The 25,050-nt window shown below is 68.5% G+C and carries 29 protein-coding genes; 14 read left to right on the forward strand and 15 right to left on the reverse strand.

The window, feature by feature from the left end; all coding sequences use genetic code 11:
• The first annotated feature begins 74 nt into the window (after positions 1 to 74).
• The 4 genes from A5694_RS10390 (at position 75) to A5694_RS10405 (ending at position 3,713) form a co-directional block, all read left to right on the forward strand.
• Positions 75 to 989, forward strand: a complete 915-nt coding sequence (locus A5694_RS10390; protein WP_064921756.1) for a sulfurtransferase — start codon at positions 75 to 77, stop codon at positions 987 to 989.
• Complete coding sequence (locus A5694_RS10395) at positions 989 to 1,405, forward strand: SufE family protein (protein WP_064921757.1); 417 nt, start codon at positions 989 to 991, stop codon at positions 1,403 to 1,405. Before A5694_RS10390 ends, A5694_RS10395 begins: the two co-directional genes overlap by 1 nt.
• Before the next feature lie 91 nt (positions 1,406 to 1,496).
• Entirely contained in the window at positions 1,497 to 3,296 is a 1,800-nt protein-coding gene (locus A5694_RS10400) for an acetyl/propionyl/methylcrotonyl-CoA carboxylase subunit alpha (protein ID WP_064921758.1), read from the forward strand.
• Between the two features lie 9 nt (positions 3,297 to 3,305).
• Positions 3,306 to 3,713, forward strand: coding sequence for a hypothetical protein (locus tag A5694_RS10405; protein WP_064921759.1), 408 nt, complete (start codon positions 3,306 to 3,308; stop codon positions 3,711 to 3,713).
• Positions 3,714 to 3,991: 278 nt separating this feature from the next.
• Here the strand turns inward: A5694_RS10405 and A5694_RS10410 are convergent, their stop codons facing one another.
• On the reverse strand, positions 3,992 to 4,975 hold the full coding sequence (locus tag A5694_RS10410) for a TIGR03557 family F420-dependent LLM class oxidoreductase (protein ID WP_064921760.1): 984 nt from the start codon (positions 4,973 to 4,975) through the stop codon (positions 3,992 to 3,994).
• A gap of 92 nt (positions 4,976 to 5,067) precedes the next feature.
• Here A5694_RS10410 and A5694_RS10415 point away from each other — a divergent pair, with 92 nt between their 5' ends.
• Together A5694_RS10415 and A5694_RS10420 are read left to right on the forward strand one after the other, a co-directional pair.
• Positions 5,068 to 6,075, forward strand: a complete 1,008-nt coding sequence (locus tag A5694_RS10415) for an iron-containing redox enzyme family protein (RefSeq protein ID WP_064921761.1) — start codon at positions 5,068 to 5,070, stop codon at positions 6,073 to 6,075.
• Between the two features lie 192 nt (positions 6,076 to 6,267).
• Entirely contained in the window at positions 6,268 to 6,720 is a 453-nt protein-coding gene (locus A5694_RS10420; RefSeq protein ID WP_065019128.1) for an STAS domain-containing protein, read from the forward strand.
• On the opposite strand, the gene A5694_RS10425 is transcribed toward A5694_RS10420, so the two are convergent.
• On the reverse strand, positions 6,717 to 8,855 hold the full coding sequence (locus A5694_RS10425) for a catalase (RefSeq protein WP_064921763.1): 2,139 nt from the start codon (positions 8,853 to 8,855) through the stop codon (positions 6,717 to 6,719). The two genes, A5694_RS10420 and A5694_RS10425, sit on opposite strands and share 4 nt — an antisense overlap.
• Before the next feature lie 87 nt (positions 8,856 to 8,942).
• On the opposite strand from A5694_RS10425, the gene A5694_RS10430 reads away from it, so the two are divergent.
• From A5694_RS10430 to A5694_RS10440, 3 genes are read left to right on the forward strand one after another with little or no spacing between them, the layout of a single operon-like run.
• Entirely contained in the window at positions 8,943 to 9,632 is a 690-nt protein-coding gene (locus A5694_RS10430; protein ID WP_064921764.1) for an HAD family hydrolase, read from the forward strand.
• Entirely contained in the window at positions 9,625 to 10,428 is an 804-nt protein-coding gene (locus A5694_RS10435) for a nucleotidyltransferase (RefSeq protein WP_064921765.1), read from the forward strand. The genes A5694_RS10430 and A5694_RS10435 overlap by 8 nt, the downstream gene beginning before the upstream one ends.
• A complete protein-coding gene (locus A5694_RS10440; RefSeq protein ID WP_064921766.1) occupies positions 10,425 to 11,183 on the forward strand; it encodes a metallophosphoesterase family protein in 759 nt (252 codons plus the stop codon). The genes A5694_RS10435 and A5694_RS10440 overlap by 4 nt, the downstream gene beginning before the upstream one ends.
• On the opposite strand, the gene A5694_RS10445 is transcribed toward A5694_RS10440, so the two are convergent.
• The 8 genes from A5694_RS10445 to A5694_RS10480 are packed head-to-tail and all read right to left on the reverse strand — an operon-like array spanning position 11,114 to position 15,645.
• Positions 11,114 to 12,886, reverse strand: a complete 1,773-nt coding sequence (locus A5694_RS10445; protein ID WP_207515979.1) for a complex I subunit 5 family protein — start codon at positions 12,884 to 12,886, stop codon at positions 11,114 to 11,116. The two genes, A5694_RS10440 and A5694_RS10445, sit on opposite strands and share 70 nt — an antisense overlap.
• Before the next feature lie 6 nt (positions 12,887 to 12,892).
• Positions 12,893 to 13,249 carry a sodium:proton antiporter gene (locus A5694_RS10450; RefSeq protein ID WP_064921767.1) on the reverse strand — a complete coding sequence of 119 codons (357 nt, stop codon included), beginning with the start codon at positions 13,247 to 13,249 and terminating at the stop codon, positions 12,893 to 12,895.
• Positions 13,246 to 13,989 carry an MnhB domain-containing protein gene (locus tag A5694_RS10455; protein ID WP_064921768.1) on the reverse strand — a complete coding sequence of 248 codons (744 nt, stop codon included), beginning with the start codon at positions 13,987 to 13,989 and terminating at the stop codon, positions 13,246 to 13,248. Before A5694_RS10455 ends, A5694_RS10450 begins: the two co-directional genes overlap by 4 nt.
• On the reverse strand, positions 13,986 to 14,237 hold the full coding sequence (locus A5694_RS10460; RefSeq protein WP_064921769.1) for a Na(+)/H(+) antiporter subunit B: 252 nt from the start codon (positions 14,235 to 14,237) through the stop codon (positions 13,986 to 13,988). Before A5694_RS10460 ends, A5694_RS10455 begins: the two co-directional genes overlap by 4 nt.
• Complete coding sequence (locus A5694_RS10465; protein WP_082952609.1) at positions 14,234 to 14,527, reverse strand: monovalent cation/H(+) antiporter subunit G; 294 nt, start codon at positions 14,525 to 14,527, stop codon at positions 14,234 to 14,236. The genes A5694_RS10460 and A5694_RS10465 overlap by 4 nt, the downstream gene beginning before the upstream one ends.
• Positions 14,524 to 14,778, reverse strand: coding sequence for an MrpF/PhaF family protein (locus tag A5694_RS10470; protein ID WP_064921770.1), 255 nt, complete (start codon positions 14,776 to 14,778; stop codon positions 14,524 to 14,526). Before A5694_RS10470 ends, A5694_RS10465 begins: the two co-directional genes overlap by 4 nt.
• Positions 14,775 to 15,248 (reverse strand): Na+/H+ antiporter subunit E, encoded by a 474-nt coding sequence (locus A5694_RS10475; protein WP_064921771.1) that lies wholly within the window; start codon positions 15,246 to 15,248, stop codon positions 14,775 to 14,777. Before A5694_RS10475 ends, A5694_RS10470 begins: the two co-directional genes overlap by 4 nt.
• A complete protein-coding gene (locus A5694_RS10480) occupies positions 15,232 to 15,645 on the reverse strand; it encodes a ChaB family protein (RefSeq protein ID WP_064921772.1) in 414 nt (137 codons plus the stop codon). The genes A5694_RS10475 and A5694_RS10480 overlap by 17 nt, the downstream gene beginning before the upstream one ends.
• A 109-nt stretch (positions 15,646 to 15,754) precedes the next feature.
• On the opposite strand from A5694_RS10480, the gene A5694_RS10485 reads away from it, so the two are divergent.
• A complete protein-coding gene (locus tag A5694_RS10485; protein WP_064921773.1) occupies positions 15,755 to 16,861 on the forward strand; it encodes a hypothetical protein in 1,107 nt (368 codons plus the stop codon).
• Positions 16,862 to 16,870: 9 nt separating this feature from the next.
• On the opposite strand, the gene A5694_RS10490 is transcribed toward A5694_RS10485, so the two are convergent.
• The 5 genes from A5694_RS10490 to A5694_RS10510 form a co-directional block, all read right to left on the reverse strand.
• Complete coding sequence (locus A5694_RS10490) at positions 16,871 to 18,496, reverse strand: HNH endonuclease signature motif containing protein (protein WP_064921774.1); 1,626 nt, start codon at positions 18,494 to 18,496, stop codon at positions 16,871 to 16,873.
• 184 nt (positions 18,497 to 18,680) lie between these two features.
• Positions 18,681 to 19,679 (reverse strand): SDR family oxidoreductase, encoded by a 999-nt coding sequence (locus tag A5694_RS10495; RefSeq protein ID WP_064921775.1) that lies wholly within the window; start codon positions 19,677 to 19,679, stop codon positions 18,681 to 18,683.
• Positions 19,676 to 21,349 carry a GMC family oxidoreductase gene (locus A5694_RS10500; RefSeq protein ID WP_064921776.1) on the reverse strand — a complete coding sequence of 558 codons (1,674 nt, stop codon included), beginning with the start codon at positions 21,347 to 21,349 and terminating at the stop codon, positions 19,676 to 19,678. Before A5694_RS10500 ends, A5694_RS10495 begins: the two co-directional genes overlap by 4 nt.
• Positions 21,349 to 22,095 (reverse strand): gluconate 2-dehydrogenase subunit 3 family protein, encoded by a 747-nt coding sequence (locus A5694_RS10505; protein WP_064921819.1) that lies wholly within the window; start codon positions 22,093 to 22,095, stop codon positions 21,349 to 21,351. Before A5694_RS10505 ends, A5694_RS10500 begins: the two co-directional genes overlap by 1 nt.
• 7 nt (positions 22,096 to 22,102) lie before the next feature.
• The gene (locus A5694_RS10510; protein ID WP_064921777.1) at positions 22,103 to 22,600 is read right to left on the reverse strand and encodes a hypothetical protein; all 498 of its coding nucleotides are present in this window, start codon (positions 22,598 to 22,600) and stop codon (positions 22,103 to 22,105) included.
• A 142-nt stretch (positions 22,601 to 22,742) separates the two neighbouring features.
• Between A5694_RS10510 and A5694_RS22540 the strand changes: the two genes are divergently transcribed.
• The 4 genes from A5694_RS22540 (at position 22,743) to A5694_RS10520 (ending at position 25,045) form a co-directional block, all read left to right on the forward strand.
• Positions 22,743 to 22,976: a hypothetical protein gene (locus tag A5694_RS22540; RefSeq protein WP_082952610.1), complete on the forward strand. Its 234-nt coding sequence runs from the start codon at positions 22,743 to 22,745 to the stop codon at positions 22,974 to 22,976.
• A 15-nt stretch (positions 22,977 to 22,991) separates the two neighbouring features.
• Positions 22,992 to 23,147, forward strand: a complete 156-nt coding sequence (locus A5694_RS24040) for a DUF6131 family protein (protein ID WP_221740335.1) — start codon at positions 22,992 to 22,994, stop codon at positions 23,145 to 23,147.
• Between the two features lie 114 nt (positions 23,148 to 23,261).
• The gene (locus A5694_RS10515; protein WP_064921778.1) at positions 23,262 to 24,218 is read left to right on the forward strand and encodes a sensor histidine kinase; all 957 of its coding nucleotides are present in this window, start codon (positions 23,262 to 23,264) and stop codon (positions 24,216 to 24,218) included.
• A complete protein-coding gene (locus A5694_RS10520; RefSeq protein WP_064921779.1) occupies positions 24,218 to 25,045 on the forward strand; it encodes an MEDS domain-containing protein in 828 nt (275 codons plus the stop codon). The genes A5694_RS10515 and A5694_RS10520 overlap by 1 nt, the downstream gene beginning before the upstream one ends.
• Positions 25,046 to 25,050: the final 5 nt, after the last annotated feature.

A 25,050-nucleotide genomic window follows, 5' to 3' on the forward strand; every position in this document is an offset into this window, starting at 1 on the left:
GCGGTCACACCTCATGCCCGAACAGCGGATCCACCGGGCCCGGAGATGAGCTCTCGCACGGTAGGCTCGACAACGTGCCAGTGCCTGCCGACCCCAGCCCCGCCCTGCAGTCCTACGCCCACCCCGAGAGGTTGGTGACCGCCGACTGGCTCGCGGGCAATCTTGGTAAATCCGGTCTCGTCGTGGTGGAGTCCGACGAGGATGTGCTGCTCTACGACGTCGGCCACATTCCCGGCGCGGTGAAGATCGACTGGGTCACCGACCTCAACGACGCGCCGGTCCGGGACTACATCACCGGGGAGCAGTTCGCCGACCTGATGAACCGCAAGGGCATCTCCCGCGACGACACCGTGGTGATCTACGGCGACAAGTCCAACTGGTGGGCGGCCTACGCGCTGTGGGTGTTCACCCTGTTCGGCCATGAAGACGTCCGGCTGCTCGACGGCGGGCGCGACCTGTGGGTGTCCTCGGGCCGCGAGACCACCCTGGACGTCCCGTCGAAGACGACCACCGGCTACCCGGTGGTGCAGCGCAACGACGCCCCGATCCGGGCCTACAAGGACGACGTGCTGCAGATCCTCGGCCGCGAGCCGCTGATCGATGTCCGCTCGCCGCAGGAGTACACCGGCGAGCGCACCCACATGCCGGACTACCCGGAGGAGGGTGTGCTGCGTGGCGGCCACATCCCCACCGCGGTGTCCATTCCGTGGAGCAAGGCGGCCGACGACGCCGGCCGGTTCCGCAAGCGCGAGGAATTGGAAGAGCTCTACGGGTTCCTGCAGCCCGGGGACAAGCCAGTTGCCTACTGCCGCATCGGGGAACGCTCCAGCCACACCTGGTTCGTGCTCACCCACCTGCTCGGCATGGAGGGCGTCCGCAACTACGACGGCTCCTGGACCGAGTGGGGCAACACCGTGCGGGTTCCGATCGTCGACGGCCCGGAGCCGGGTGCTGCGCCCGCGGCAGCGCAGGGAGCCGCAGCCAGCTGATGAGCCTGCCGGAGGGATTGGCGCAGGTGGTGTCCGACTTCGCCGAAGTCGAAGGCCAGGACAAGCTCAAGCTGCTGATCGAATTCGCCGACGAACTGCCCGAACTGCCCGAAGAGCTGACCGAATCAGCCATGGAACCGGTACCCGAGTGCCAGTCGCCGTTGTTTATGCATGTCGATGCCGCCGACCCGCAACGGGTGCGGCTGTATTTCAGCGCGCCTCCCGAGGCGCCGACGACGCGCGGCTTCGCATCGATCTGGGCCGCCGGCCTCGACGGCGAACCGGCCGACGTCATCCTGGGCGTGCCGGAGGATTTCGCGTCACAGCTCGGGCTGGCCGCACTGATCAGCCCGCTGCGACTACGGGGTATGTCGGCCATGTTGACCCGCATCAAGCGGCATTTACGCGCCGCGTAAGGGGCACTGGAACAGGTTCAGCGGTCGCGCTTTACACTGCCTGAAGCTAGATTCTTAAAGACATTTCTTATACATGCCATCAGGAGGGCCAGTGGCGAACCATGCCAGCTCGAAGATCTCCAAGGTGCTCGTCGCCAACCGCGGAGAGATCGCAGTCCGGGTGATCCGCGCCGCGCGCGACGCCGGATTGGCCAGCGTGGCCGTGTACGCCGAACCCGACGCCGACGCACCCCACGTCCGGCTCGCCGATGAGGCTTTCGCCCTGGGTGGGCAGACCTCGGCCGAGTCCTACTTGGTGTTCGAGAAGATCCTCGACGCCGCGGCCCAGTCGGGCGCCAACGCGATTCACCCCGGGTACGGCTTCCTCTCCGAGAACGCCGACTTCGCCCAGGCCGTGATCGACGCCGGGCTGATCTGGATCGGGCCGAGCCCGCAGTCGATCCGCGACCTCGGCGACAAGGTCACCGCGCGCCACATCGCTGCCCGCGCCAAGGCTCCCCTGGTGCCCGGCACCCCGGACCCGGTCAAGGACGCCGACGAGGTGGTGGCGTTCGCCAAGGAGCACGGTGTGCCGGTGGCCATCAAGGCCGCGTTCGGCGGTGGCGGCCGCGGCATGAAGGTGGCGCGCACGCTCGAAGAGATTCCCGAGCTGTTCGAGTCGGCCACCCGCGAGGCGATTGCGGCCTTCGGTCGCGGCGAGTGCTTCGTAGAGCGTTACCTGGACAAGCCGCGCCACGTCGAGGCCCAGGTCATCGCCGACCAGCACGGCAACGTCGTCGTCGCGGGCACCCGCGACTGCTCGCTGCAGCGCCGCTTCCAGAAGCTGGTCGAGGAGGCCCCGGCGCCGTTCCTGACCGACGCGCAGCGCAAGGAGATCCACGAGTCCGCCAAGCGGATCTGCAAGGAGGCCGGTTACTACGGCGCCGGCACCGTGGAGTACCTGGTCGGCCAGGACGGCCTGATCAGCTTCTTGGAGGTCAACACCCGTCTGCAGGTGGAACACCCCGTCACCGAGGAGACCTCGGGCATCGACCTGGTGCGTGAGCAGTTCCGGATCGCCAACGGCGAGACGCTGGACCTCACCGAGGACCCCGAGCCGCGCGGCCACTCGATCGAGTTCCGCATCAACGGCGAGGACGCCGGTCGCGGCTTCCTGCCGGCCCCCGGCCCGGTTACCCGCTTCGACCCGCCGACCGGCCCCGGCATCCGGATGGACTCCGGCGTGGAGACCGGTTCGGTGATCGGCGGTCAGTTCGACTCGATGCTGGCCAAGCTGATCGTCACCGGCGCGACCCGCACCGAGGCGCTCGAGCGCGCCCGGCGCGCCCTGGACGAGTTCCACGTCGAAGGGCTGGCCACGGTCATCCCGTTCGACCGCGTGGTGGTTCGTGACCCGGCGTTCATCGGCGACGAGAACGGCTTCTCGGTGCACACCCGCTGGATCGAGACCGAGTTCGAGAACAACATCGAACCTTTCACCGGTGGCGAGCCGCTGGATGAAGAAGATGCCCAGCCGCGGCAGAAGGTGGTCGTCGAGGTCGGCGGTCGCCGCCTGGAGGTCTCGCTGCCCGGGGACCTGGCGCTCGGCGGCGGTGGTGCTCCCGGCGGTGCGTCCGGGGCCATCAGGAAGAAGCCGAAGCCCCGCAAGCGCAGCGCCCACGGCGGCGCGGCGGCGTCCGGTGACGCGGTGACCGCGCCCATGCAGGGCACCGTGGTCAAGGTGGCCGTCGAGGAGGGCCAGGAAGTCGCCGCCGGTGACCTGGTCGTCGTCCTGGAGGCGATGAAGATGGAGAACCCCGTCACCGCGCACAAGGACGGTGTCATCACCGGCCTGGCGGCCGAAGCCGGATCCGCCATCACGCAGGGCACCGTGCTCTGCGAGATCAAGTAGCGGGGCCTCATCGAAGCTGTCGAGATCAATGCCGGCCCGTGGTATCTGCGGATGCCACGGGCCGACACTCGTGTCGATGACCGTCCTGCACTGGCCGACCTCGGTGAGACCGACCCGGACTACGTAGCCCAGGCGGTCACCGGGTGGGCCGATGACACGCGTTATCTGTGGGCGGTCTGCGAACCGACCACGGGTGAGCTGCTGGCCGAGGTGACCCTGGACCCGGTCTGCGGCGCGATCGCGACCCGCAGCCGCCCCAGTCATGAGCAGGCGGCGCGCACCGGGGCCGACGCGGTCTCCCGGTTCGCCGCCGGTGCGCTAGGCCTGACCCCGACGGTGATTGCCGGCCCGGGAGGCCTGTGCGCTGCGGTTCCGACCGACGAAAATCCAGGCCGCGCCGCCGATCCCCAGCGCTAAGACGGCGATCCCGAACCCCACCGACCAGCCGGCGTGATGCTGTGCCACCGCGCTGACGAATCCCGCCAGCGCCAGCACCGCCATCACGAGCATGGCCAGTCCCGGCGCTTCACGGCGGTCCTTGAAGACCATCCCGGCCCGGGGCCGGGTTGTGCGCGCCTCATCGATCGGATGCTCGGTCTCGCTCATGGGTCCCTGATACCCGCGGCGGACGGGCGCAAAACCCTCTGCGCTGCTGGCGGCGACCTCCCCCGGGTCCGCCGCGCTCGCAGTCCCCGCTACGCCGCGGCGCGCAGCGCTGCCAGCAGCGGTTCCGCGGCCTTGGCCAGGAAAGCCTCCTGCGTCTCCCCGCCGATCTGGATGAGCGCGATGTCGGTGAAACCGGCTGCGGAGTAGGCGCGCACCGCCTCGACAATGGCGTCCAGATCCGGGCCGCACGGGATCGCGTCCGCGACATCCTGCGGCGTGACGAATTGGGTGGCCGCCGCGAACGCCGCCGGCGTCGGCAACTCCGAGTTGACCAGCCATCCGCCGCCGAACCAGCGGAACTGCCGGTGGGCGCGCTGCACCGCGGCGTCCCGGTCGGGGTCCCAGCACACCGGAAGCTGTCCGATGACCCGGCCGCCGTCCAGTCCGGAGGCCTGCCGCGCGGTGTGCCAGGCGTGGACCAGTTCCGCATCCGGCTGCACCGCGATCAGATCGTCGGCGGCGGTGGCGAATCGGTCCACGCCGTTGCGGCCCGACACCGCCACGGCCAGTGCCACCGGGATCTCCGGAAGGTCCCACAGCCGGGCCTGGTCGACCTGGAAGTGGTCGCCGCACAGGTTGACGGTCTCGCCCATCAGCAGCTCACGGATGATCTTGATCGCTTCGCCGAGCATGGCCTGCCTGCGCCGGACATTCGGCCAGCCGGCACCGGTGACGATGTGCTCGTTGAGGTTCTCCCCGCTGCCCAGGCCCAGCGTGAATCGGCCGTCGGCGAGGATCTGCACCGTGGCCGCCTGCTGCGCCACCACCGCCGGGTGGTAGCGCATCGTCGGGCAGGTGACATAAGAGCACAGCTCCACCCGTTCGGTGGCCTGCGCGACCGCCCCCAGCACCGCCCAGGCGTTCGGAGCGTGGCCCTGCGAAGTCAGCCACGGTGAGAAGTGGTCGCTGCACACCTCGAAGTCGAAACCTCGTTCTTCAGCGGAAACGGCATAACGGACAAGGTCTTTGGGCCCGCTCTGCTCGGTCATCAGGGTGTAGCCGAACCGTGTCATGGACCCCGGGTACCCAACAGCCGACCACCGAAACGAAGACCACGGCGCCCCGACGCCGTTTGGCCGCAGCCCCACTCGGGGTACCCGCGAGCGTGACGATCGCACCTACCCGCACCGAACCCGCGCTGCCCGTCGCCTGCGGCCCGCTGTCCTCAGCGGTCTGCGAGCTGCTGCGCCGGCCCGCGGGCGCCACCGAGGGGTTCGCCACCCGCACCGCCGGCGCGGACCCGTATGGCCGAGACCTGCACCTGGCCCTGTACGTCTGTTACGAGCTGCATTACCGCGGCTTCGCCGGGGTGGACCCGGACTGGGAATGGGACGCCACCTTATTGGACCTTCGCGCCGAGTTGGAGCGCGTGTTCCTCAATAGTGTGCGGCAGGATGTCGGACCGATACCGCCGGACACCACCGCGTGCGACGAAATGGCTGCTGCCGCAACCGAGCCCGTGCACGGCAGCGGCCCCTCGTGGTATCTGCGCGACCACGGCACCTGGGAGCAGGCCCGTGAGTACTTCGTGCACCGGTCGCTGTATCACCTCAAAGAAGGTGATCCGCATGCCTGGGCCATCCCCCGCCTGACCGGCCAGGCCAAGGCCTCCTTTGTCGCGGTCGAGTTCGACGAGTACGGCGCCGGCCGCGGCCCACGGGTGCACCAGCAGCTCTTCGCCGATCTGCTCACCGCTGCCGGCCTGAACGCCGAGTACCTCGCCTACCTCGACGTGGTGCCCGCCGAGTCGCTCGCGGTGGTGAATCTGATGTCGTTGTTCGGGTTACACCGCAGGTGGCGCGGTGCAGCCGTGGGGCATTTCGCCTCCACGGAGATCACCTCGCCGCCGGGGTCCAGCCGCCTGGTGGCCGCGTTGCGGCGGATGGGCGCACCCGAGCCGTGCGTGACGTTCTACGCCGAACACGTCGAGGCCGACGCGGTACACGAGCAGGTGGTGCGCACAGATGTGGTCGAGGATCTGATCCGCCAGGACCCGCACCTGCAGGCCGATGTGGTTTTCGGTATGCGTGCCCGCGACGCGGTGGAGAACCGACTGGCCGATCTCATGATGTCGGCATGGTCGGCGGGGCGTTCTTCGCTGTGTGCGATGTGAAACTTAAGCTTTCACTGGGATTTTGCGGAATTTGTGGTTCATCCCTTTACCAATCGGATCACGCCTCGGTAACGTCTGGTTCCTCCGGTTGAGTTCACAGCCGCAGTTGAACGTCACCGTGTTTAAGCCGCTCGCGAAGAGCTTGCGCTGACGTGATCCAACAGCACGATTCGTCGACTGATGGAGCCGCAGATGACTAGCAGCAAGATTTCCCCCGCTTCAGGGACCGCTTTCGCCACTCCCGCAACGGAAGCCACCCAGGCGTGGCGGAATCACACCGCCAAATTCACCGTGCACTGGGGACGGGCGGGAGCAGTGGTCGCCGCGGACGGGGAAATCGACGCAGCCAATGCAAGCCCGTTCGCCGATTACGCCAGGCGCTGCGCCGACTGCTGCGAATGGCTGATCCTGGACTTGGCCGATTTGTCGTTTATCGGCACGGTCGGGTTTACCGCCCTGCAGTCGATCAGCGCCAGGTGTGCCGCCGCGCGGACCCGGCTGAGGGTGATACCGAGCCCGGCGGTGTCGGCGGTGCTGCGGATCTGTGACCCGCAGGCGCGGCTTCCCCTGGTGGCGTCGCTGGCCGACGCCCTGGACGACGTGCAGAAGTCCGGCCGGCCGCTGCGCGCGGTGCCCCCGATCTAGGCGGGCACCGCATCGGCGGCGCGGTCCCAGGCGCGGTGCTTGGCCAGCTCAGTGGTGAACGCGTCGAAGAATTCGTCGTTGAGGTCGTCCGCCGCCGCGGTTGTGGTGACCACTCCGGTGGAGACGGTGACGCCGGTGTCCTCGGCCAGCCGTTCGGCGATGCCGGCTTTGGGCAGCAACTCCACGCCCGCCCCGAATGCCCCGACGGGTTTGAGGTGCTTGTAGGCCTCGGTGATGAAGTGCATCGCGTAGCCGTCGGCGGACAGGGCGCGCACCGCGTCCGGACCGCACGGCACCACCACCGCGTCGTAAAGCACCGAGGCCATGGTGGTGATCGCCCGGTCGACACTCAACTGGCCGCCCGAGCCGCCGGCCAGCTCCCCGCCCGCGATCGGGGCCAGCACTTCGGCGATGGCACCGCGCCGGCGCATCTCCTCGACGAAGCGTTCCACACCGACCACGTCGACGCCGTCGGCGGCCAGCACCGCGATCTTGCGGGTTTCGATGCTGGCGCTGCCCCGCGCGTCCGGCGGAAGGGTGGCGCTGTGCAGCTGCGAGAGCGCCGGTGACACAGGTGCCTTCTCGGCGGCCTGGTCAAGCGGCTGCTCTTTGGGCACCGGCAGGCCCAGCTTGCCGGCCACCTGACTCGCCAGGTCGTGGTCGATGCGGTTGAGCTGCTCGACGACGCGCTGGCGGATCTCGATGGTCTCACATTTTCCCAGTTCGAAGGCGTACGCGGCGACGATATGCTCGGCCTCCGGTGCTGACATGCTCTGGTAGAACATCCGCGCCTGGCTGTAGTGGTTCTCGAAGCTGGCGGCGCGTTTGCGGATCTTGTCGCCGTCCACCTTCTGCGTGTAGTGCCGGAACACCTCGTCGTCCCCGGCCAGTGCGGGGCAGCCGCCGCCCAGCGAATTCTTGTAGTAGCTCGACTTACCGACCGGGATGGCGTGTTGGCTGTAGCCGTCGTGCTGGTTGGTGTGCACCGGCGCCACCGGCCGATTGATCGGTAGATGATTGAAATTCGGTCCGCCGAGCCGGATCAACTGGGTGTCCAGATAGGAGAAGTTGCGGAACTGCAGCAGTGGATCGTTGGTGAAATCGATTCCCGGCACCACGTTGGCGGTGCAGAAGGCCACCTGCTCGGTTTCGGCGAAGAAGTTGTCGGGGTTGCGGTTGAGTACCATTTTACCCACTGGGCGTACCGGAACCTGTTCCTCCGGAATGATTTTCGTGGCATCCAACAGATCGAAATCGAAACTGAATTCGTCGCTCTCGGGCACCAATTGCACCCCGAGCTCCCACTCCGGGTACTGGCCGGCCTCGATGGAGTCCCACAGGTCCCGGCGGTTGAAGTCGGGGTCTTTGCCGGCGATCTTCTGGCATTCGTCCCAGATCAGCGAATGCACGCCGAGCTTGGGCTTCCAGTGGAACTTCACGAAGGTGCCTTGTCCCTTGGCGTTGACGAAGCGGAAGGTGTGCACCCCGAAGCCCTGCATCATCCGGTAGCTGCGCGGCAACGCGCGGTCCGACATCAGCCACATGATGGCGTGCAGCGTCTCGGGCTGCAGCGACACGAAGTCCCACAGGGTGTCGTGGGCGGACTGGGCCTGCGGGATCTCGTTGTCCGGTTCGGGCTTCACCGCGTGCACGAAGTCGGGGAACTTGATCCCGTCCTGGATGAAGAAGACCGGGAAGTTGTTGCCCACCAGGTCGTAGTTGCCCTGTTCGGTATAGAACTTGGTGGCGAACCCGCGCACGTCGCGCACGGTGTCGGCCGAGCCGCGGAAGCCCGCCACGGTGGAGAACCGCACGAACACCGGGGTCTTGGTGCCCGGAGTGGTCAGAAACCGTGCCGCGGTGTACTCGGCCAGTGAATCGTCGTAGGGCTCGAAGTAGCCGTAGGCGCCCGACCCGCGCGCATGCACCACCCGCTCGGGGATCCGCTCGTGGTCGAAGTGCATGACCTTCTCACGCGCGTGGAAGTCCTCCAGCAGCGTCGGCCCGCGCTCCCCGACGGTCAGCGCGTCGTCGGTGTGGTCGACCCGCACTCCCTGCTGGGTGGTCAGGTATCCGGACTGCCGGTCGATCCGGTGCTGGTCGAGCTGGCGCTGCTTGGGGTCGTCGGTAGCCACCGTGTGTGTCCTCTCTCCTGGGGACGGTATGGGAATTCCCTGGGTGGGTATCCCAGCCAGGACATCCGCAAACGAGAGGGGCCGATCGTGACCGCCCAATCGGCTGTGTTGTTCGATGTCGACGGCACTTTGGTCGATTCCAACTACCTGCATGTGCACGCGTGGCGGCGCGCGTTCGCCGAGCAGCACGTCGAGGTGGAGTCCTGGCGCATCCACCGCGCCATCGGAATGGACGGATCCGAGTTGGTGCGCCTGCTCTCCGACGATGCGCCCGATGACGTCCGCCAGCGGCTCAAGGACCTGCACACGCGCTACTACCTGGAGTCGGCGGCGTTGCTGTCGCCGCTGCCGGGCGCCCGCCGGCTGCTGGAACGCATCGCCGCGCTCGATCTGCCGGTGGTGCTGGCCTCTTCGGCGCCCGAAGAGGAGCTGGCCCTGTTGCGCAAAGCGCTGAACTGCGACGATCTGGTGGACGCGGTCACCTCGTCCGCCGACGTCGACGTCGCCAAACCGGAACCGGACATCATCGGGATCGCCCTGGACCGGATCGGAGCAACCGCCGATCGGGCGGTTTTTGTGGGCGACGCGATCTGGGATGTGCAGGCGTGCCTGCGCGCCGGAGTGCCGAGCATCGGCGTGCTCAGCGGCGGAGTGTCCCGCGCCGAGTTGGAAACCGCCGGCGCCACCGCCGTTTTCGACAACGCCGAAGATCTGGCGCTACACCTCGATCAGACACCGATCGCCGACCTGGCCGACGGGTGGGCCGGACATGGATGAGGCTGCGTTTCTGACCACTCTGGTCCGGGCCATCGGCGCACTGCAGCGCGCCGAGGTGCCCTTCGCCCTGGCCGGCGGAGCGGCGGTGTATGCCCGCGGCGGGCCCCACTCCCACCACGACATCGACCTGCTCGTCGAACCGTCGGATGCCGAGCGGGCAGCCGACGCCCTCGCCGATATCGGCATGTCGCGGTTCCAGCCGCCGGAGGACTGGCTGCTCAAAGTCTTCGACGGCGACGTGCTCATCGACTTGATCCATCGCCTCGGTGACACCGCGGTCAGCGCCGAGACGATTTCGCGCGCGCCGGTGCTGCCGGTCGGTTCGATGACCGCACACGTCATCAGCGCGACCGACCTGATGGCGCAGAAGCTCGCGGTGCTGGACTGCCACCGCTGCGATTACGCCGAACTTCTCGTCGTCGCACGGATCCTGCGCGAACAGGTGGATTGGCCCCAGCTGCGCTGGCGGCTGCGGGACTCACCGTTCGCCCAGGCGTTCTGGCAGCTGCTGTGCGGGCTGTCCATAATCGACGACGACCGCACCGCGCCCGCTGAGGCGCCGGCTCATCTGATCGCCGTCGTACGACGCAAGCTGGCCGAAGACCCGGAGATCGGCGAGCTGGGCATCGGGATCGAAATCGACTCCGACACAGTATGTTTGACAGGCTCAGTCAACGGAGCCCAACGCAAAGCGACGATCGAGACCGCGGTTCGGCGCATCGTGCAACCGCGCACCGTCGTCAACGACATCGAAGTGGTCCAGCTGTGCGAGCCCGTCGAGCAGGTGACCGGGTGATCCGGGTAGCCGCGGTAGGCGACATCCACCTGGGCGAGGACTCGCGCGGCACGATGCGTTGGCACGATCTCGACGACCGGGCCGACATGCTGCTCCTCGCCGGCGACCTGACCCGCCACGGAACCGCTACCGAAGGCCACGTGGTCGCCGACGAATTGACCGCATGCCCGGTACCGGTGGTGTGCGTGCTCGGCAATCACGATTACCACCAGAACCAGCAGGACCAGATCACCGCCGTGCTGCGCGACGCCGGGGTCGTCGTGCTCGAAGGCGAGACCCACACCGTTGAGGTCGCCAACCAGCGGGTCGGCGTCGCCGGTGTCAAGGGTTTCGGCGGCGGGTTCGCCGGCAGATGTGCCACCGCGTTCGGCGAACCGGAGATGAAGGCGTTCGTCGCCGCCACCAAGACCGCGTCGGTGGCGTTGCGGGAGGGCCTGCGGTGCCTGCACACCGACTACCGGATCGCGCTGCTGCACTACTCTCCGGTGGCGGACACCCTGCACGGCGAGCCGCCGGAGATCTATCCGTTCCTGGGCTCGTGCCTGCTCGCCGAGGCGATCGATGATGCCGGCGCCGACCTCGCCGTGCACGGCCACGCGCACGCCGGGACCGAGACGGGCCGCACCGCCGGCGGTGTTCCGGTGCGCAATGTCGCCCAGCCGCTGATCCGGGCGCCCTACACCGTCTACCACGTCAATGGCACGCCCACCGCGGCGGCGAACGCCGCCAGCGCGGCGAACATCCACGCCAGATAGTCGCCGATGTGACCGGAATGCGCTGCGCGCAGCGCGCCCAGCGCCGGCGCGGTGACGGCTTCCGCGGTGCGGCGGGCCACCGCGGGCCAGCGGTGCAACCCGGCGGCCGCCACCCCCGCCGCCACCACGCAGCCCAGGACAGCCAACCCCGCGCCGAGCACCGACCAGCCGGGCGCGGCGGTGGCAGCGCCGGCGTCGACGAACCGGCGTGCGGCGGTGTCGGCGCCGCGCGCGACCGCGGGCAGCGCCCCGGCGGCCAGACAACCGGCCAGCAGCAGCCCGACCGCGGTGTACATGCTCGGCGGTGTCCGCTGCAGCCAGGTGTCGGGCTGCTCGTCGCCCCGGGTGGTGCGCCCGCCGCCGTCGGACGGCTCGGTTCGGCCGCCGACACCGGTGAAGCAGCGGATCCCGGCCCGTAGCACCGCACCGCCGGTGCATGCCGAAACACCAAGGAACAGTGCCGATCCCCAGCCGCTGCCCACGGCCTCCTCGCACAGGGATTTGCCCAGCGCGGTACCGAACGGCGGCAGGCCGGCCAGTGCCGCTGCCGCAACCGCGTAACAGGCCGCCAGCACCGGCTGGCCTCGACCGCGCCCCGCCAGCTCCCATTCGTCGACGCTGTGGTGGCGGTCCAGCAGGATCCCGACGATCAAGAACAGCGCCGATTTGGCTCCGGCGTGCCCGAGCAGGTACACGGCCGCACCGCCCACCCCCTGCGGGGTCAGCGTCGCGGTGGCCACCAGCAACAAGCCCATGTGGCCGATCGTCGAGTAGGCCAGCAGCCGCTTGAGGTGTCGTTGCGCCAGGCACATGACCGAGCCGATGACCGCGGTCAGCACCCCGGCGGCGATGAAGGCGCGACTGATCAGCGCCGGCGGGAGCACGCCCGCGAACACCATCCAGTACACCCGCCACAGCCCGTAGAGCCCGAGCTCGACCATGACGCCGGAGAACAGCACGCACACCCCGGCGGGCGCGACGGCGTGCGCGTCGGCCAGCCAGAAGTGCAGCGGCACGATCGCGGCTTTGACTCCCAGCGCCGCCGACACCAGGACGAAGGCCGCCACCACCAGCGCATCGGGCGGGCCGTCGCGCAACGCCGCGCCCAGTTGAGCCATGCCGAGCTGACCGACGCGGGCATACAGCATGCTGATGCCGATCAGGGTCACACACGCGCTGAGCGACTGGATGATCCCGAAGTTGAGTGCGCCCTGGATCGCCGACCGGTCTTCGATCTTGATGCCGGTCAGCGCGTAGGCGACTGCGCCCATCAGTTCCAGGAAGACGAACAGGTTGAACAGGTCGGCGGCCATGACGAAGCCGTTCATCGCCGCCAGGAAGATCAACAGCAGTGCGTCGAAGCGGGCACCGGCTTGATCGAGGCCACGGCGACTGTAGAGCGCCGCGCAGCCGGTCAGGGCGCCGATCAGGACCGCGAGGCCCGCCGAGAGCGGGTCGGCCGCCAGGGCGATGCCGACGGCCAGGCCGTCGCGCGGGCGCCAGTCACCGATCCAGGCCACCACGGTGGGCCCGGTCGCGGCGGCCAGCACAACACCGGCGGCACCGGTTGAGGCCGCCGAGGTGGCCACCACCACCGCGTTGGCGAGCGGCCGGGACAGCCGATGGCCCAGCGCCAGCAGCAGACACGCCATCAGGATCGGCACCGCGACCAGCAGCGGCAGCAGGGCGGTGGCGGCCGGCACCGCGGCTCAGCCCCGCAGCGCCGACAACTGATCCGGGTCCAGGGTGTGGTGGCGCTTGTGGACCTGGATCGCCAACGCCAGCAGCAGCGCGGTGACGGTGGCCTGAATGACGATGTCGGTCAACGTCATCGCCTGCACCACGGGATCGACCACCGGCGCAGGCTGGCCGGGGCCGGTGGTGGGGTCGACGAAGATCGGCGGCGCCGCGCCCTGCTGGTAGCCGACGGTCAGTAGCAGCAGGTAGGTACCGGCCTGCGCCACCGACAAGCACACCACCGCGTGAATCAGGTTGCGGCTGCGCACGATTCCGAACGACCCGATCAGCACCAGCCAGCCCGCCACCCCGTAGATGTAGCTGCTCACGAGCGTTCCCGCTTTCGCGCGACGGTGATCTCTTGGGCCAGGAACTGCGCCAGGAGCACCGTCATGCCGCACGCCACCGCCACCCCGACCGCTGCGTTGAGCAGCGGTACCGACCCGGAAGAAAGCAGTTGACCGCGCGTGCCGGTCGGCAACACGTTGAGCAGGAACGCTCCGCTGGTGAGCAAGCCGGCGATTCCGATGCCGGCGAACGCCGCCGCGCCCAGCGCCTCGCCGATATCGAAGACGTTGACCGGGCGCAGCCGGTCCAGCGCCCGGAAGCTTCCGGTGACGTAGAGCAGGTGCAGGCCGGTGGCCAGCACCACGCCGCCCTGAAAGCCGCCGCCCGGTGTCAGGTGACCGTGGACCACCACGTCGAGTCCTACCGCCAGCGTCACCGGCAGCAGCAGGTAGCCGACCAATCGGGTGGCGTCCAAGGCGGCACTGCGGCCGCTATCGTGGTATTCGCGCTCCTCGACGGTCGGACGCAGCAGCGCCATCACCCCCGTCACCGAGGCGACCAGGATCGTCTCCTCACCGAAGGTGTCGAGGGCGCGCTGGTCGAAGTTCACCGACGCGACCACGTTGGCGGTGGCGTGGGAAAACGCTTCCCGCACTGCGAGATCCCGATACAGGTGGTGCTGCTGCCCGAACGCGGGAAGGTCGGCGAATCCCAGCCACAGCAGTAGGCCCAGGCCGGCCGCGCCGGCGAGGAACAGCGCCGTTCGACCGGCGCGGGTCACCAGCCGGTCTCCCGGTGCCGGCGCTGCACCGCGCGGACGGTGAGCATGACCATCAGCGGCACCACCACTCCGCCGATCAGCAACTGGGACAACGCCACGTCGGGCGCCTGCAGCACCACGAACAAGATGGTCAGCGCCAACCCGAACACCGCCAGCACCAGCGCCTGCCGGTGCGGGTCAGCGGTCAGGGCGACGAGGGTCCCGGTGACGCCGACCAGCGTGACCGAGACCAGGATCAGCACCGTCATGGCGGCGAATCTCCTTTCACCACACCGGCTTCCTGCGCGGTCAGCCGGGCGGTGGCCGCCGACATCGCCGGCGCGGTGAGCAACACCAACGCGACGATCACCGCGACCATCGCAGCTGCCTCGGTGGCGCCGCGGTGCAGGATCAGGCCAAGTCCGGTCAGCGGGAAACCGACCGATGTGGTGACGGTCAGCAGGTGCAGTTGGTCGACCACGTCGTGCAGCAGGGCTGCCATCAGCGCGCAGCCGGCCATCACCGACACACCGGCGAAGACCAGCACCCAGGCGATCACGGTCGCCCCGCCAACAACCGGGCATAGACAAGGGTCCCGGGAAAGGTGACCAGCGCCAACACCAATGGCACGATCAGGCTCCAGTCCTGACGCCAGGAGACCGCCAGCAGCATCAGGATCGCGATTGCGCTGACGCCGGCGAATTCCAGACCGACCAGGCGCCGCCGCGGGGCGCCGCGCGCGGCCATCCAGACACCGGGCACAAAGACCCCGCCCTGCAGCACCAGCGCGGCCAGCTCCCCCGGGTTCACCGTTGCACCGCCGTCTCCAGCGCGCCCGGACGCTGCCCGACCCGGTGCACCAGCACCGTCTGAGCAGCACTGTCGAGCACAACGGTTCCCGGCGTGGTGGCCAGCGCCAGTGTTGCGGCAGCTCGGCGAGCGCCGGCCACCGGCGCCGGCTCGTCGGGCAGCGTCACCCGGCCGATCGTCGACCGGGATCGCCGCGACGGCACCAGCACGTAGGCCCACACCTGCGCGGTTTGCGTGAGTAGCTCGCCGGCGATCGTCGGCAGCCAGCGCAGCCATCCCCGGCGAAACCGCCAGCTACCGGAGTTGGCCCGCCGGGCCGCTCGGGCGGCGACGGCACACGGAAATGTGCACAGCGCCGCCGCGGCCAGCTCCGCGGCGGTGCGCTCGGTCAGCGTCACCACCCATAGCGCGGCGGCGACCAGCCACCACAGCAGGGTTTCGCCGACCGCTCTGCTACCGGCCGCGGACACGGCGGTTGTGCTTCTTGATCGCCGTGACCAGTTCCGATTTCCGCATCGTCGAGCGCCCGTGGATGTCCAGCCGCCGGGCGACGTCGAGCAGGTGCTGCTTGCTGGCGTTGGCATCAACGCCCTCGGCGGACGGCCCCGAGCTGTTCGGCCCCCCGCCGGCCGCACGCTTGTCGGAGGGGCCGCGCTTCTTCTTGGGCTCCCAATGGTCTCCGACCTTCTCGAAACTGTGCTTGAGCGCCGCGTAGGCGACCCGGTGCGCGCGCTGCTCACTGCCGTACTCCTTGGCGGCCGCGTCGTGCGCTTTGGCGAAGGTGCGTTGCGCCTTGGCGCTGGAGCGTTGCAGCGTGCTGGGCAACTCGCTTTGCTTGGCGGCGCCGCGCTTCGTCGTCTTGGGCATGAGACCTCCAATCAGCCAGTCTGTGCTGCATACCCGCCGAAACGGCTCGGCAACCATTTCCGGCGGCGAGCACGTTTGCCGGGGCGAAGACCGGGCAACCCGAATAGCCGTGGACGCCGAACGCTTCCGTCAATTGCTCACCGGCCGTGCCCCGTTCATCTCGGTGTACTTCGAGGACTCGCACGACACCGAGGACGCGGCAATCAAGCTCGAACTCACCTGGCGTGAGGTGAGCGAACAGCTCACGCGACAGGGTGCGGACCAGCGGCTCGTCGGTGACATCGAACGCGCCGTGATGGACTTGCGGCCACCGGTCGGCAAGAGCGGCCGTGCGGTGATCGCCGATGCCGACGGCGTGGTACTCAACGAACATCTGCAGGTTCCGGCCGCGACCACTGTCCGGCTGTCGCGACTGCCCTACCTCGTCCCGGTCGTCGAGCACGGCTACGAGTACCCGAATTACGTGTTGGCCGAGGTCGACCAGACCGGCGCCGACATCACCGTTCACGCCAACGGCGCACTGCGCTCGGAAACCGTTGACGGTGGCGGGTATCCGGTACACAAGGCGGCCGGGGCCGAGACGCCGGGTTATGGCGATCCGCAGCCGCATGCCGAGGAAGCCGCCCGCAAGAACGTCCGCGCCGTCGCCGCCCGGATCGCCGAACTCGCCGGCAGTGCCGAGATCGACGCGGTGTTCGTCGTGGGCGAGGTGCAGTCACGCTCGGCACTGCTGGAAGCCCTACCGAAACGGATCGCCGGCCTGGCATGCGAGCTCTCCGTCGGCGCCCGGCACAGTGGGCACGACTCCGGCGAAGTACAGAACGCGATCGAAGCCGAATGCCTGCGGCGGCAACTCGCCCACATTCAGGCCACGGTGCAACGCTTCACCGCCGAATCGGGCCGGCTCTCCGGCTTGGCGGTCGAAGGGCTTGCCGCGGTGTGCGCCGGGCTGAGCCAGGGCGCGGTGGAGACGCTGATCATCGGCGACATGGGTGATGCGACCGTGGTCGCCGACTCAGACCTGACGGTCACCGCGGCGGACCCGGACATGCTCTCCGAATACGGTGCCGCCCCGGCACATACGCTACGAGCAGATGAGGCCCTGCCCTGGGGGGCGATTGCGATCGGTGCGGCCATCGTCGGCGGCGGTGAGGCGGTCGATCCGGCGGACGGCGTCGCGGCGGTGCTGCGCTACCCGCCGACCGCCTCGGCCTGAAGCGGGTCGTCATCCGGCTGCCGCCCAGTCGTCGTCTTTGAAAAGGTGTGGTGGGGGGTGGCCCTGGACGGGCACGGCTTCGTAGGAGGCCTCGTCGAACAGTGGGTCGTCGAGTACCGGGTCGTCGCGAACCGGGTCGTCGGGCCACGGCCACTCGTCGTCGGGCCATAGCCATTCGTCGTCGGGCGGTGGCTGCTCCTCGGGCGGCGGGCGGCGATGGTAGTCGATTACGGCTTCGATGAAGTGGAAGGGGTTGATTCGGGGTTGGCCGTGGTCGAGTTTGGGTGGCGGGATCCATTCGACCCGGCCGGTCTGGCCGAGTCGGGTGGTCCAGCCTTGCTCGCTGGCCATCCGGTTGTCGGGCGCGCACGCTAGCGCGAGGGAATCGATGTCGGTGTGGCCGTTGTTCGCCCAATCGTGTTCCAGGTGGTGCGCCTGGGACAGGTATCCCGAGACCGTGCACCCGGGTCGGGTGCAGCCGCGATCGCGTGCGTGCAACACGATGCGCTGATCGGCTGAGGCGATCCGCTTGGTGCGGCCCAGCCACAGCGCGCGGCCTTGGCCGTCGAAGATCGTCAGGTAGTGATAGGCGTGGGAGGCCATCTGCAGCAGATCACCCATCGGCAACAAGGAGCCGCCGGCGGTGTGGGCTTTGCCGCAGATGCGGGGTTCGACCGCCTCGGTCGGTGACTGCAGGGCTGGGTGCTCGGCTGCGGCCTGTAACTCGGCCAGGGTGGTCGAGACGATCACCGTGACCGGCAGCCCGTTGAGCTGCCCGAGATCCCCACAAGCCAGGGTCGCCCGCAAGGCGGCCAACAGCGCATCGTGCTGGCGTTGGTCGCGGGTGCGGTGATCACCCTGGATCTGCTCCTGGCTCGGCGTGCCACTGACACAGGGCTTTTCATCGGCGGAATTGCACATTCCGGGTGCGGCGAGTTTGGCCAGGACCGGTTCCAGGGTGGCCCGCAACTCCGGGGTGATCGTGCCGGACAGGGTGCTCATCCCATCGGGGCGTTGCGGCCCCAGCCGCAGCCCGCGGCGGGCCTGGCGTTGCCGGTCGTCGGGCTCGTCGCCGTCTTGATCGAGCACCGCGATCAGGTGCACAGCCAGGCGTTGAAAGGTTTCCGGGGCGAACAGGGTGGCCAACTGCGCCAGATCACGCTCGGCGCGCTCACGATCAACCACCGGCACCCCGGCCGGGATCTTGGCCATCGCCTTACGGGCGATCGCCACCTGCTCGGGGCCGACCTGCCCAGCGGCCTGGGCCGCGGCCAGCGCCGGCAACACCGGTTCCAGGGGCTCACCGGTGATCGCGGTGCGCGGCCCCAATACGGCGGCGTCATCGATGCGCCGCCGGGCCTCTTTCGTGCTGATCCGCAACCGCTCCGACAGCGCCTTGGCCAGCGAGCACCCCGCCAACACATCCGAATGCCCCTCGGCCACCAACCGGGCCAAGATCTGATGATCGATCACCGGCGCCTGCCACGCCAACGCCTCCCGGCGGGCCAGCACCTCCACCAACTCCTCGGGGCTCAACGCATCAAACGAACACTGCGCCAACCGGGCAGCAATCGCCTCCTGCTCATCGAGACATCCCATGATGGTGTCCCGATCCGCGAATGCATCCCTACCCACAATTCGAACACTAGTTCGAACCACCGACAAAAAACCGGCCCGGGAATTTAAGAACCCAGTAAGGAATTCGCTTGTCGCGCAGAGGCGGGCAATCACCCCATCGGCCCAGCAGGCCGCTCCGCTCCAACGCCGTCGCGCGGGGGCCGACCCACCGGCGTGCGGGCAGCGAGCCAGCCGCCCAGCATCAACGCCGGCGCGCAGCCAGCACGCCGGCCCCCGCTACACCCAGCGCAGTCGCGGCCCCGGCGACCAGCCCGGCGTGCCGGGACGCCCAGACCTGCGGGCTGTGCGCATGCGAGGAGTCGTCGAACTCGCCGCGAGCGCCGTGATCGGTGGCGGCGTCCGCCGGCTGCCACAGGTTCTGCACGGCGGTGCCGTCAACGTATTCGCCCGTCTGCTGCGAGTCATAGCCGGTGCGGGCCAGATAGCGGTCCAGCAGGGGGGCGGCGAACTTCTGCGCCAGCAAGGTGGCAACCGTGCTCTCCCCGACCCAGTACTGCTTGCGCCGGGGATGATCTGCCGCTCGCAGCACGGCCCGCGCCACCAACTCCGGCTGGTAGATCGGCGGCACCGGCTGCGGGTGGCGAGGCAGCCGGGACAGCACCCAGGAGAACTGCGGGGTGTTGACCGCCGGCATCTGAACGATCGTGATGTTCACCTTCGAGCCTTCGTGCAGCAGCTCGCAGCGCACCGATTCGGTGAAGCCGTTAACGGCGTGCTTGGCTCCGCAATACGCCGATTGCAGCGGGATCGACCGCTCCCCCAGTGCTGAGCCCACCTGCACCACGGTGCCGTGGTCACGTGGCTTCATCCGCGCCAGCGCCACCATGGTGCCGTAGACGAATCCGAGGTAGCAGACCTCGGTCACCCGTTTGAACTCCTCGGGACCGATCTCGCTGAACGGCGCGAACACCGAGGTGAAGGCGACGTTGACCCAGATGTCGATCGGGCCGAACTCGGCTTCGACGCGGTCGGCGGCGGCCTCCACGGCCGCGTAGTCGGCCACATCGGTCGGGATGGCCAGCGCGGCCCCACCGGCGGTCTCGACATCGCTTGCGGCACCGCGTAATCCGGCTTCGCCACGGGCGAGCAGGGCCACCCTGTCCCCGCGCGCGCCGAACTGCTGCGCGACGGCGCGGCCTATTCCGGCGCTGGCCCCGGTGATGACGACGGTCTGGGTCATGGCTGGAATCCCTTCTGCAGAATGCGCTTTCCGGCAAGCCGCTCGGCGAGCCGGGAGGCCAGCGCCATGATGGTCAGTGCCGGGTTGGCCGACCCCTGGGTCGGGCACACCGAGCCGTCGGAGAGGAACAGGTTGGGCACCCCCCACACCCGGTGGTCGGAGTCGACGACGGAGTTCTCCGGTGCGGTGCCCATCCGGGCGCCGCCGATCAGGTGGGCATAGCGCTGGATGGTCAGCACATCTTGTGCGCCGGCGGCGTGCAGGATGTCGGTGATCACCTTGGTGGAGTACTCCATGTTCGCCTTGTCGTTGTCGCAGCGGCTGTAATCCATTCGGGCCACCGGGATCCCGTACACGTCGGTCTCGTCGGCCAGGGTGACCCTGTTGTCCGGCAGCGGGAGCAATTCGTTGAGCACGCCGATCGTGCTCCAGTGGTTGTAGTCGCGCATGTATTCGCGCAACGCCCGCCCCCAGTGGCCGTCGGCCAGCACGTGCTCAGACCAGCCGATCGGCAACGGCGACACGGTCTGGATGGAGAATCCGCGGGCGAATCCACGGGCGGTGTCGGTTTCGTAGAACTGCTCGCTGCTCACCTGCGGCGGCGGCGCCTTGTACATCCGCAGCTCCTCCGGCCATCGGCCCGCGGTCTGGGCAGCGCCTTGGACCATGACGTAACGGCCGACCTGGTCGTCATTGTTTCCCAGCCCGTGCGGAAACCGGGGACTGGCCGAATTCAGCAGCAGCCGTGGGGTCTCGATGGAGTATCCCGCGACGGCGACGACCTTGGCGCGCTGCAGGTGCTCCCTGCCGTGGTTGTCGTAATAGACGACGCCACGCGCCGCCCCGGCGTCATCGAGTTCGATGCGGGCGGCCATGGAATCCGCCCGTATTTCCACACCGTGCGCCAGTGCGTCGGGAAGATGGGTGACGTACGGGCTGGCCTTGGCGTTGACCTTGCAGCCCTGCAGGCAGTAGCCGCGGTAGATGCAGTGCGGACGGTTTCCGAAAGTGCCGTTGACGATTCCGACCGGGCCCACCCGCATCTCGATCCCGAGCGTACAGGCGCCCTTCCACAGCTTGGAGGCGGCACCGGAGATCGGGTGCGGCGACGCGGGATAGCGGTGCGGATAGCCCCACGGCCAGTTCTGACCCGCCACCGGCAGTTCGGCCTCCAGCACCTCGTAGTGGCGGCGAATGTCCTCGTAGCAGATCGGCCAGTCCACCCCGACCCCATCGAGGCTGCGCGTGCGCAGATCGCTGGGGTGGAACCGCGGGCAGTAGCCGGCATAGTGCACCATCGAGCCGCCGACTCCCCGGCCGGAGTTGTTCTTGCCCAACTCGATCGGGTCGTCACCGCCGATGATGCGCTTCTGCGTCCAGTACAGCGGGTGCGATCCGGCTTCGTCGGAGACCCAGTCGCTGTCGGGGTGCCAGAAGGGACCCGCCTCGATGATCACGATGCGCCAGCCGGCCCGCGCCAGACGTTGCGCCAGCACCGATCCCCCGGCGCCCGCGCCGACGACCACGAGGTCGACTTCGTCATCGGTGGCATACCGGCGCATCGTCTTCTCGCCGGGCAGCTCCCGCGACTGCACATCCAGAAGGAACCGTGAGTCATTGGCGGGTGGGCCCAGCGATCCCTTGAGCAGGCCGCGCCAGAAATCGCCCACTACAGGCCCTCGTCTCGCACCAGCTCCACCGGGTCCTCACCGGTGGCGCCGCGCGTCTCGAAAGGTTCGCGGACCGCCGCCGGTCCGCTCGGCCCGCCCAGTCGCATGAAGCCGCGCGGGTACGCCGGCCCGCCGAACCCGATCTCATTCCACGCCCAGGGGTGTGAATAGAACGCCGACAAGGTCATCCGCATACACACCGACCAAGCCCGGCTCACGTTCAACTGCGACCAACTGCCGCCCTGCAGCCAGCCCCGCGAGAAGGCATCGACCAGCGCCAGTTGGGTGGCCACCTCGGCGGCGGCGAACGAGGGCCTGCCGTACCGGTCCCGGGCGGACTCGTCCAAGCCTTTGAGCGTCAGGCGCCAGGTGTCCCGGTCATCCGGCATGTCGGCGTACTGGTAGCCGTCGAGCTGGCCGTCGGCCAGTTTGGCGTCGACGAATTCGGCCACCGGCACCCGCGGCTCGTGGTCTTGGGCCAGCACGATGTCGCAGAATGCCCGCAGGGTGGGCTCCTCAGCGGCGGAGAAGAAGCGCAGCGGCCCCGGCGGCTCCAGCCGGGCCAGCACCACCTTCTGCGTGGCCTCGTCCCAGCTGTCTTGGGTTTGCAGTACGTCGAAATCCGGGTAGCGCCCGATCATCTGCGGTGTGGTGCCGCGGCGTTGTCGCGGCAGCCAGGACGGGTGTGGGGGTTGGCGGTCGGCCCGCAGGTTCGGCAGGTGGTCCGGAAGCGAGGTGTCGGCCATGGGCACCTCAGCGTTCGCGGCGCAGCACCGCGGCCAACAGGCCCATCCCGCCGACCATCGCCATCAGGCCAGGCGCGGCGATCGGCGGACCCATCGGAACGTTGTAGGACGCCATCTTCCAGCCTCCGGGCTTGCGCGCCACCCCGCGAGCGTGCAGGTACTCACCCAGCAGTCCGTTGGCGGCGTAGACCGCGGCGGTCAACGGCAGCCAGCGTTTGGCCCAGCGGCGGGAGAACACCCCGCCGATTCCGGCGGCCACCACCGGCGGCGTCACCAGCACCGGGCTCCACATCCACTTGTTGCCGAAGCCGGCTTTGTAATGCTCGAGATAGATCTCGGCGGTTGTCACCACCGCGGCGAACGCGGTCATCGCCGACAACGACCTCTCGAAGCGGCCGTGTGCCACGTTGCGCAGCATGTGATCGACGAGGTCTCCGGCTTCGCCGATCCACTCCGCGTGACTACCCGTCCGCAAACCGGATTCGCCGGTACCCAGCAGCATCATCTGCGCTCCGTTCCTGTGAAAGGTTTCGCCGATTCGGCCGCAGTACCCCGCTGCTGGCGGCGCCAAACATCCCATGCGGGTGCCAGGTTTCAACCGCGGCAGAAGCGGGAATTGAACGGTGTATTAGGTGAATGGAGGACGGATGCGGATCGGTGGGTTAGCCGGTGCGATTGTGCTGATATGGCTGCTTATCGGCGTCTTCGCCGCATGGCAGCGCGATTATTTCCATGGGGGTCAAACCAGTTGTGCGACTGCCGGAACCATCGCTGTCACTACCCTGGCGGGCCCCTTGAACTATGCCGGTTACAACCCGGTCGTGACGGATTGTCATTTGCCGCAACCCTCTTCCCTGGGTGTGGTCGGCCAAGTTGTCTGAAAGAAGGGATTGGTGATGATTGCGCTCGGAGTGATCCTCCTTATTCTGGCGCTCGTTTTCAAGATCAACGTGTTGTGGACGATCGGAATCATTCTCCTGGTTGTCGGCGCCATACTGTGGATTCTGGGTGCGGTCGGCCGTCCGGTCGCCGGCCGTCGGTACTGGTATTGACCGGTACCGACCCGGTTGAGCCACGGCCGTTTCGCCCTCCTCGCGTTGTCCGGGCAGCGTTAGACTGGTGAGGTTCTGCGCGCCCGCTCACGTTGGATGACAGGGGCACTTGCGATGACTGTCGCTGCCGAAGATGATCCCGGCTCCTTCAGGCATATCGCGCTGTTCTACCGGTCACCGCGCGAATACCTCGATTATCTGGTGCCGTTCATCCTCGACGGTGTTGCCGCCGGACTCCCCGTTCTTGTGGGCGTGCCGGAACCCAAGCTCTCGCTGCTGCGCGGTGCCCTGCCCGCGGGAGCCGCCGAGGCCGTGACGCTGGTGGACATGAGCCAGGTGGGGCGTAACCCCGGGCACATCCTGGGCGGGGTGTTGGGGACGTTTGCCGCCCGTCATCGGTCGGGGCCGATGCGGATGGTCGGCGAGCCGATCTGGAATGGTCGCTCCGCGCTGGAGTATCCGGCTTGCGTGCAGCACGAGGCGCTGATCAACCGGGCGTTCACCGGGCGTGACATCACCTTGTTCTGCCCTTACGACGCAACGCATCTGGACTCCGACATTCTCGTCGACGCCGAGATCACCCACCCGCGCCTGGACGGTGCCGGGCGTCCGGAGCGAACGAGCGCGGGCTTCGCCCCCGAGGCGGCCTGGGTACGCTACAACGAACCGCTGCCCAGCAGCCCGACGGCGGCCAGCTACACCGTGAATCGGCTCAGAGATCTGTCCGGCGCCCGGGCGTTCTCCGCCAAATACGCCCGCTGGTTCGGCTTCTCCACCGCCGACATCGCCGATCTGCAATTGATCGTCAACGAGCTGGCATCCAACAGCCTGCAGCACGGGCGCGGACCATGCACGGTGGCGCTCTGGGAGACCGACGGCCAATTGATCTGCCAGGTGCGCGACTCCGGACACCTGGCGGATCCGATGGCCGGCCGGCGGCCGGTCACGCATCAAGACCATCAGGGGTTCGGGCTGTTCGTGGTCAACGCGACCGCGGACCTGGTACGCATCCACACCGCGTCAAGCGGCACCACCGTGCAAGCGCACCTGCGGATGAGGGAGGCGGCGTGATGGGAACCGCCCGGGCCGACCCGTCGGGCGAATTCGGACACATCGGCTGGCAATACCGCGACCGCGACGAGTTCCTCTGCCGCGCCGCCGAATACATCGCGATCGGCTTGAATCTGGACCAGCGCGTGGTCTACGTCGGCGACGACGAACCCGCGCGGCTCCGGGCCAGCCTGGCTGCTGCCGGCCTCGGCGCTGCCGCCGACGAGGTGGAGCTCAAGACCCTGCCGGAGCACTTCGGGTTCCGCGGCGACGTGGTCGATGCCGAGTCCATGGCCGAACGCTATGCGGCCGCCGCGATCGCAGCGGTCGCAGACGGTTACAGCGGTCTGCGGGTCGTCATCGACGTGACGCCGGTGGTTCGGACGCCGGCCCAGCGCGACGCCCAGTCGGCCCTGGAGTTCCTCGGGGACCGGCGGATCTCCACGCTGCCCGTCGCGGCGTTGTGCGGCTACGACATCTCGGAACTCGGCGACGCCGTTGCCGGGTTGTTGTGCCTGCACCCGGGGGCCGGGCCGACTTCGGTTCCGTTCCAGCTCTACACCCAACCCGCCCGGCGCAATGCCATCGCACTCGCCGGCAACCTCGACGCCGCCAGCGAGGCTCTGTTCGCCACCACCTTGCAGCGAATCCTGCCGCTGCTGTCGCCCGGAACACTCGACATCGACGCGCGGGAGCTGGAATTCATCGGCCACCGACAGCTCGTCCTGCTCGACCGGTGCTGTGCCGCCCATGACCGGGTGGCCGTGCTGCGCAGCAATCGCCCGACCGTGCAACGGCTGTTCGACATCATCGGCTTCGACAACGTCCGGATCGACACGGCGGTGTGAGGGTC

It is taken from the genome of Mycolicibacter sinensis (assembly GCF_001667945.1).
Taxonomy (GTDB): Bacteria; Actinomycetota; Actinomycetes; order Mycobacteriales; family Mycobacteriaceae; genus Mycobacterium; species Mycobacterium sinense_B.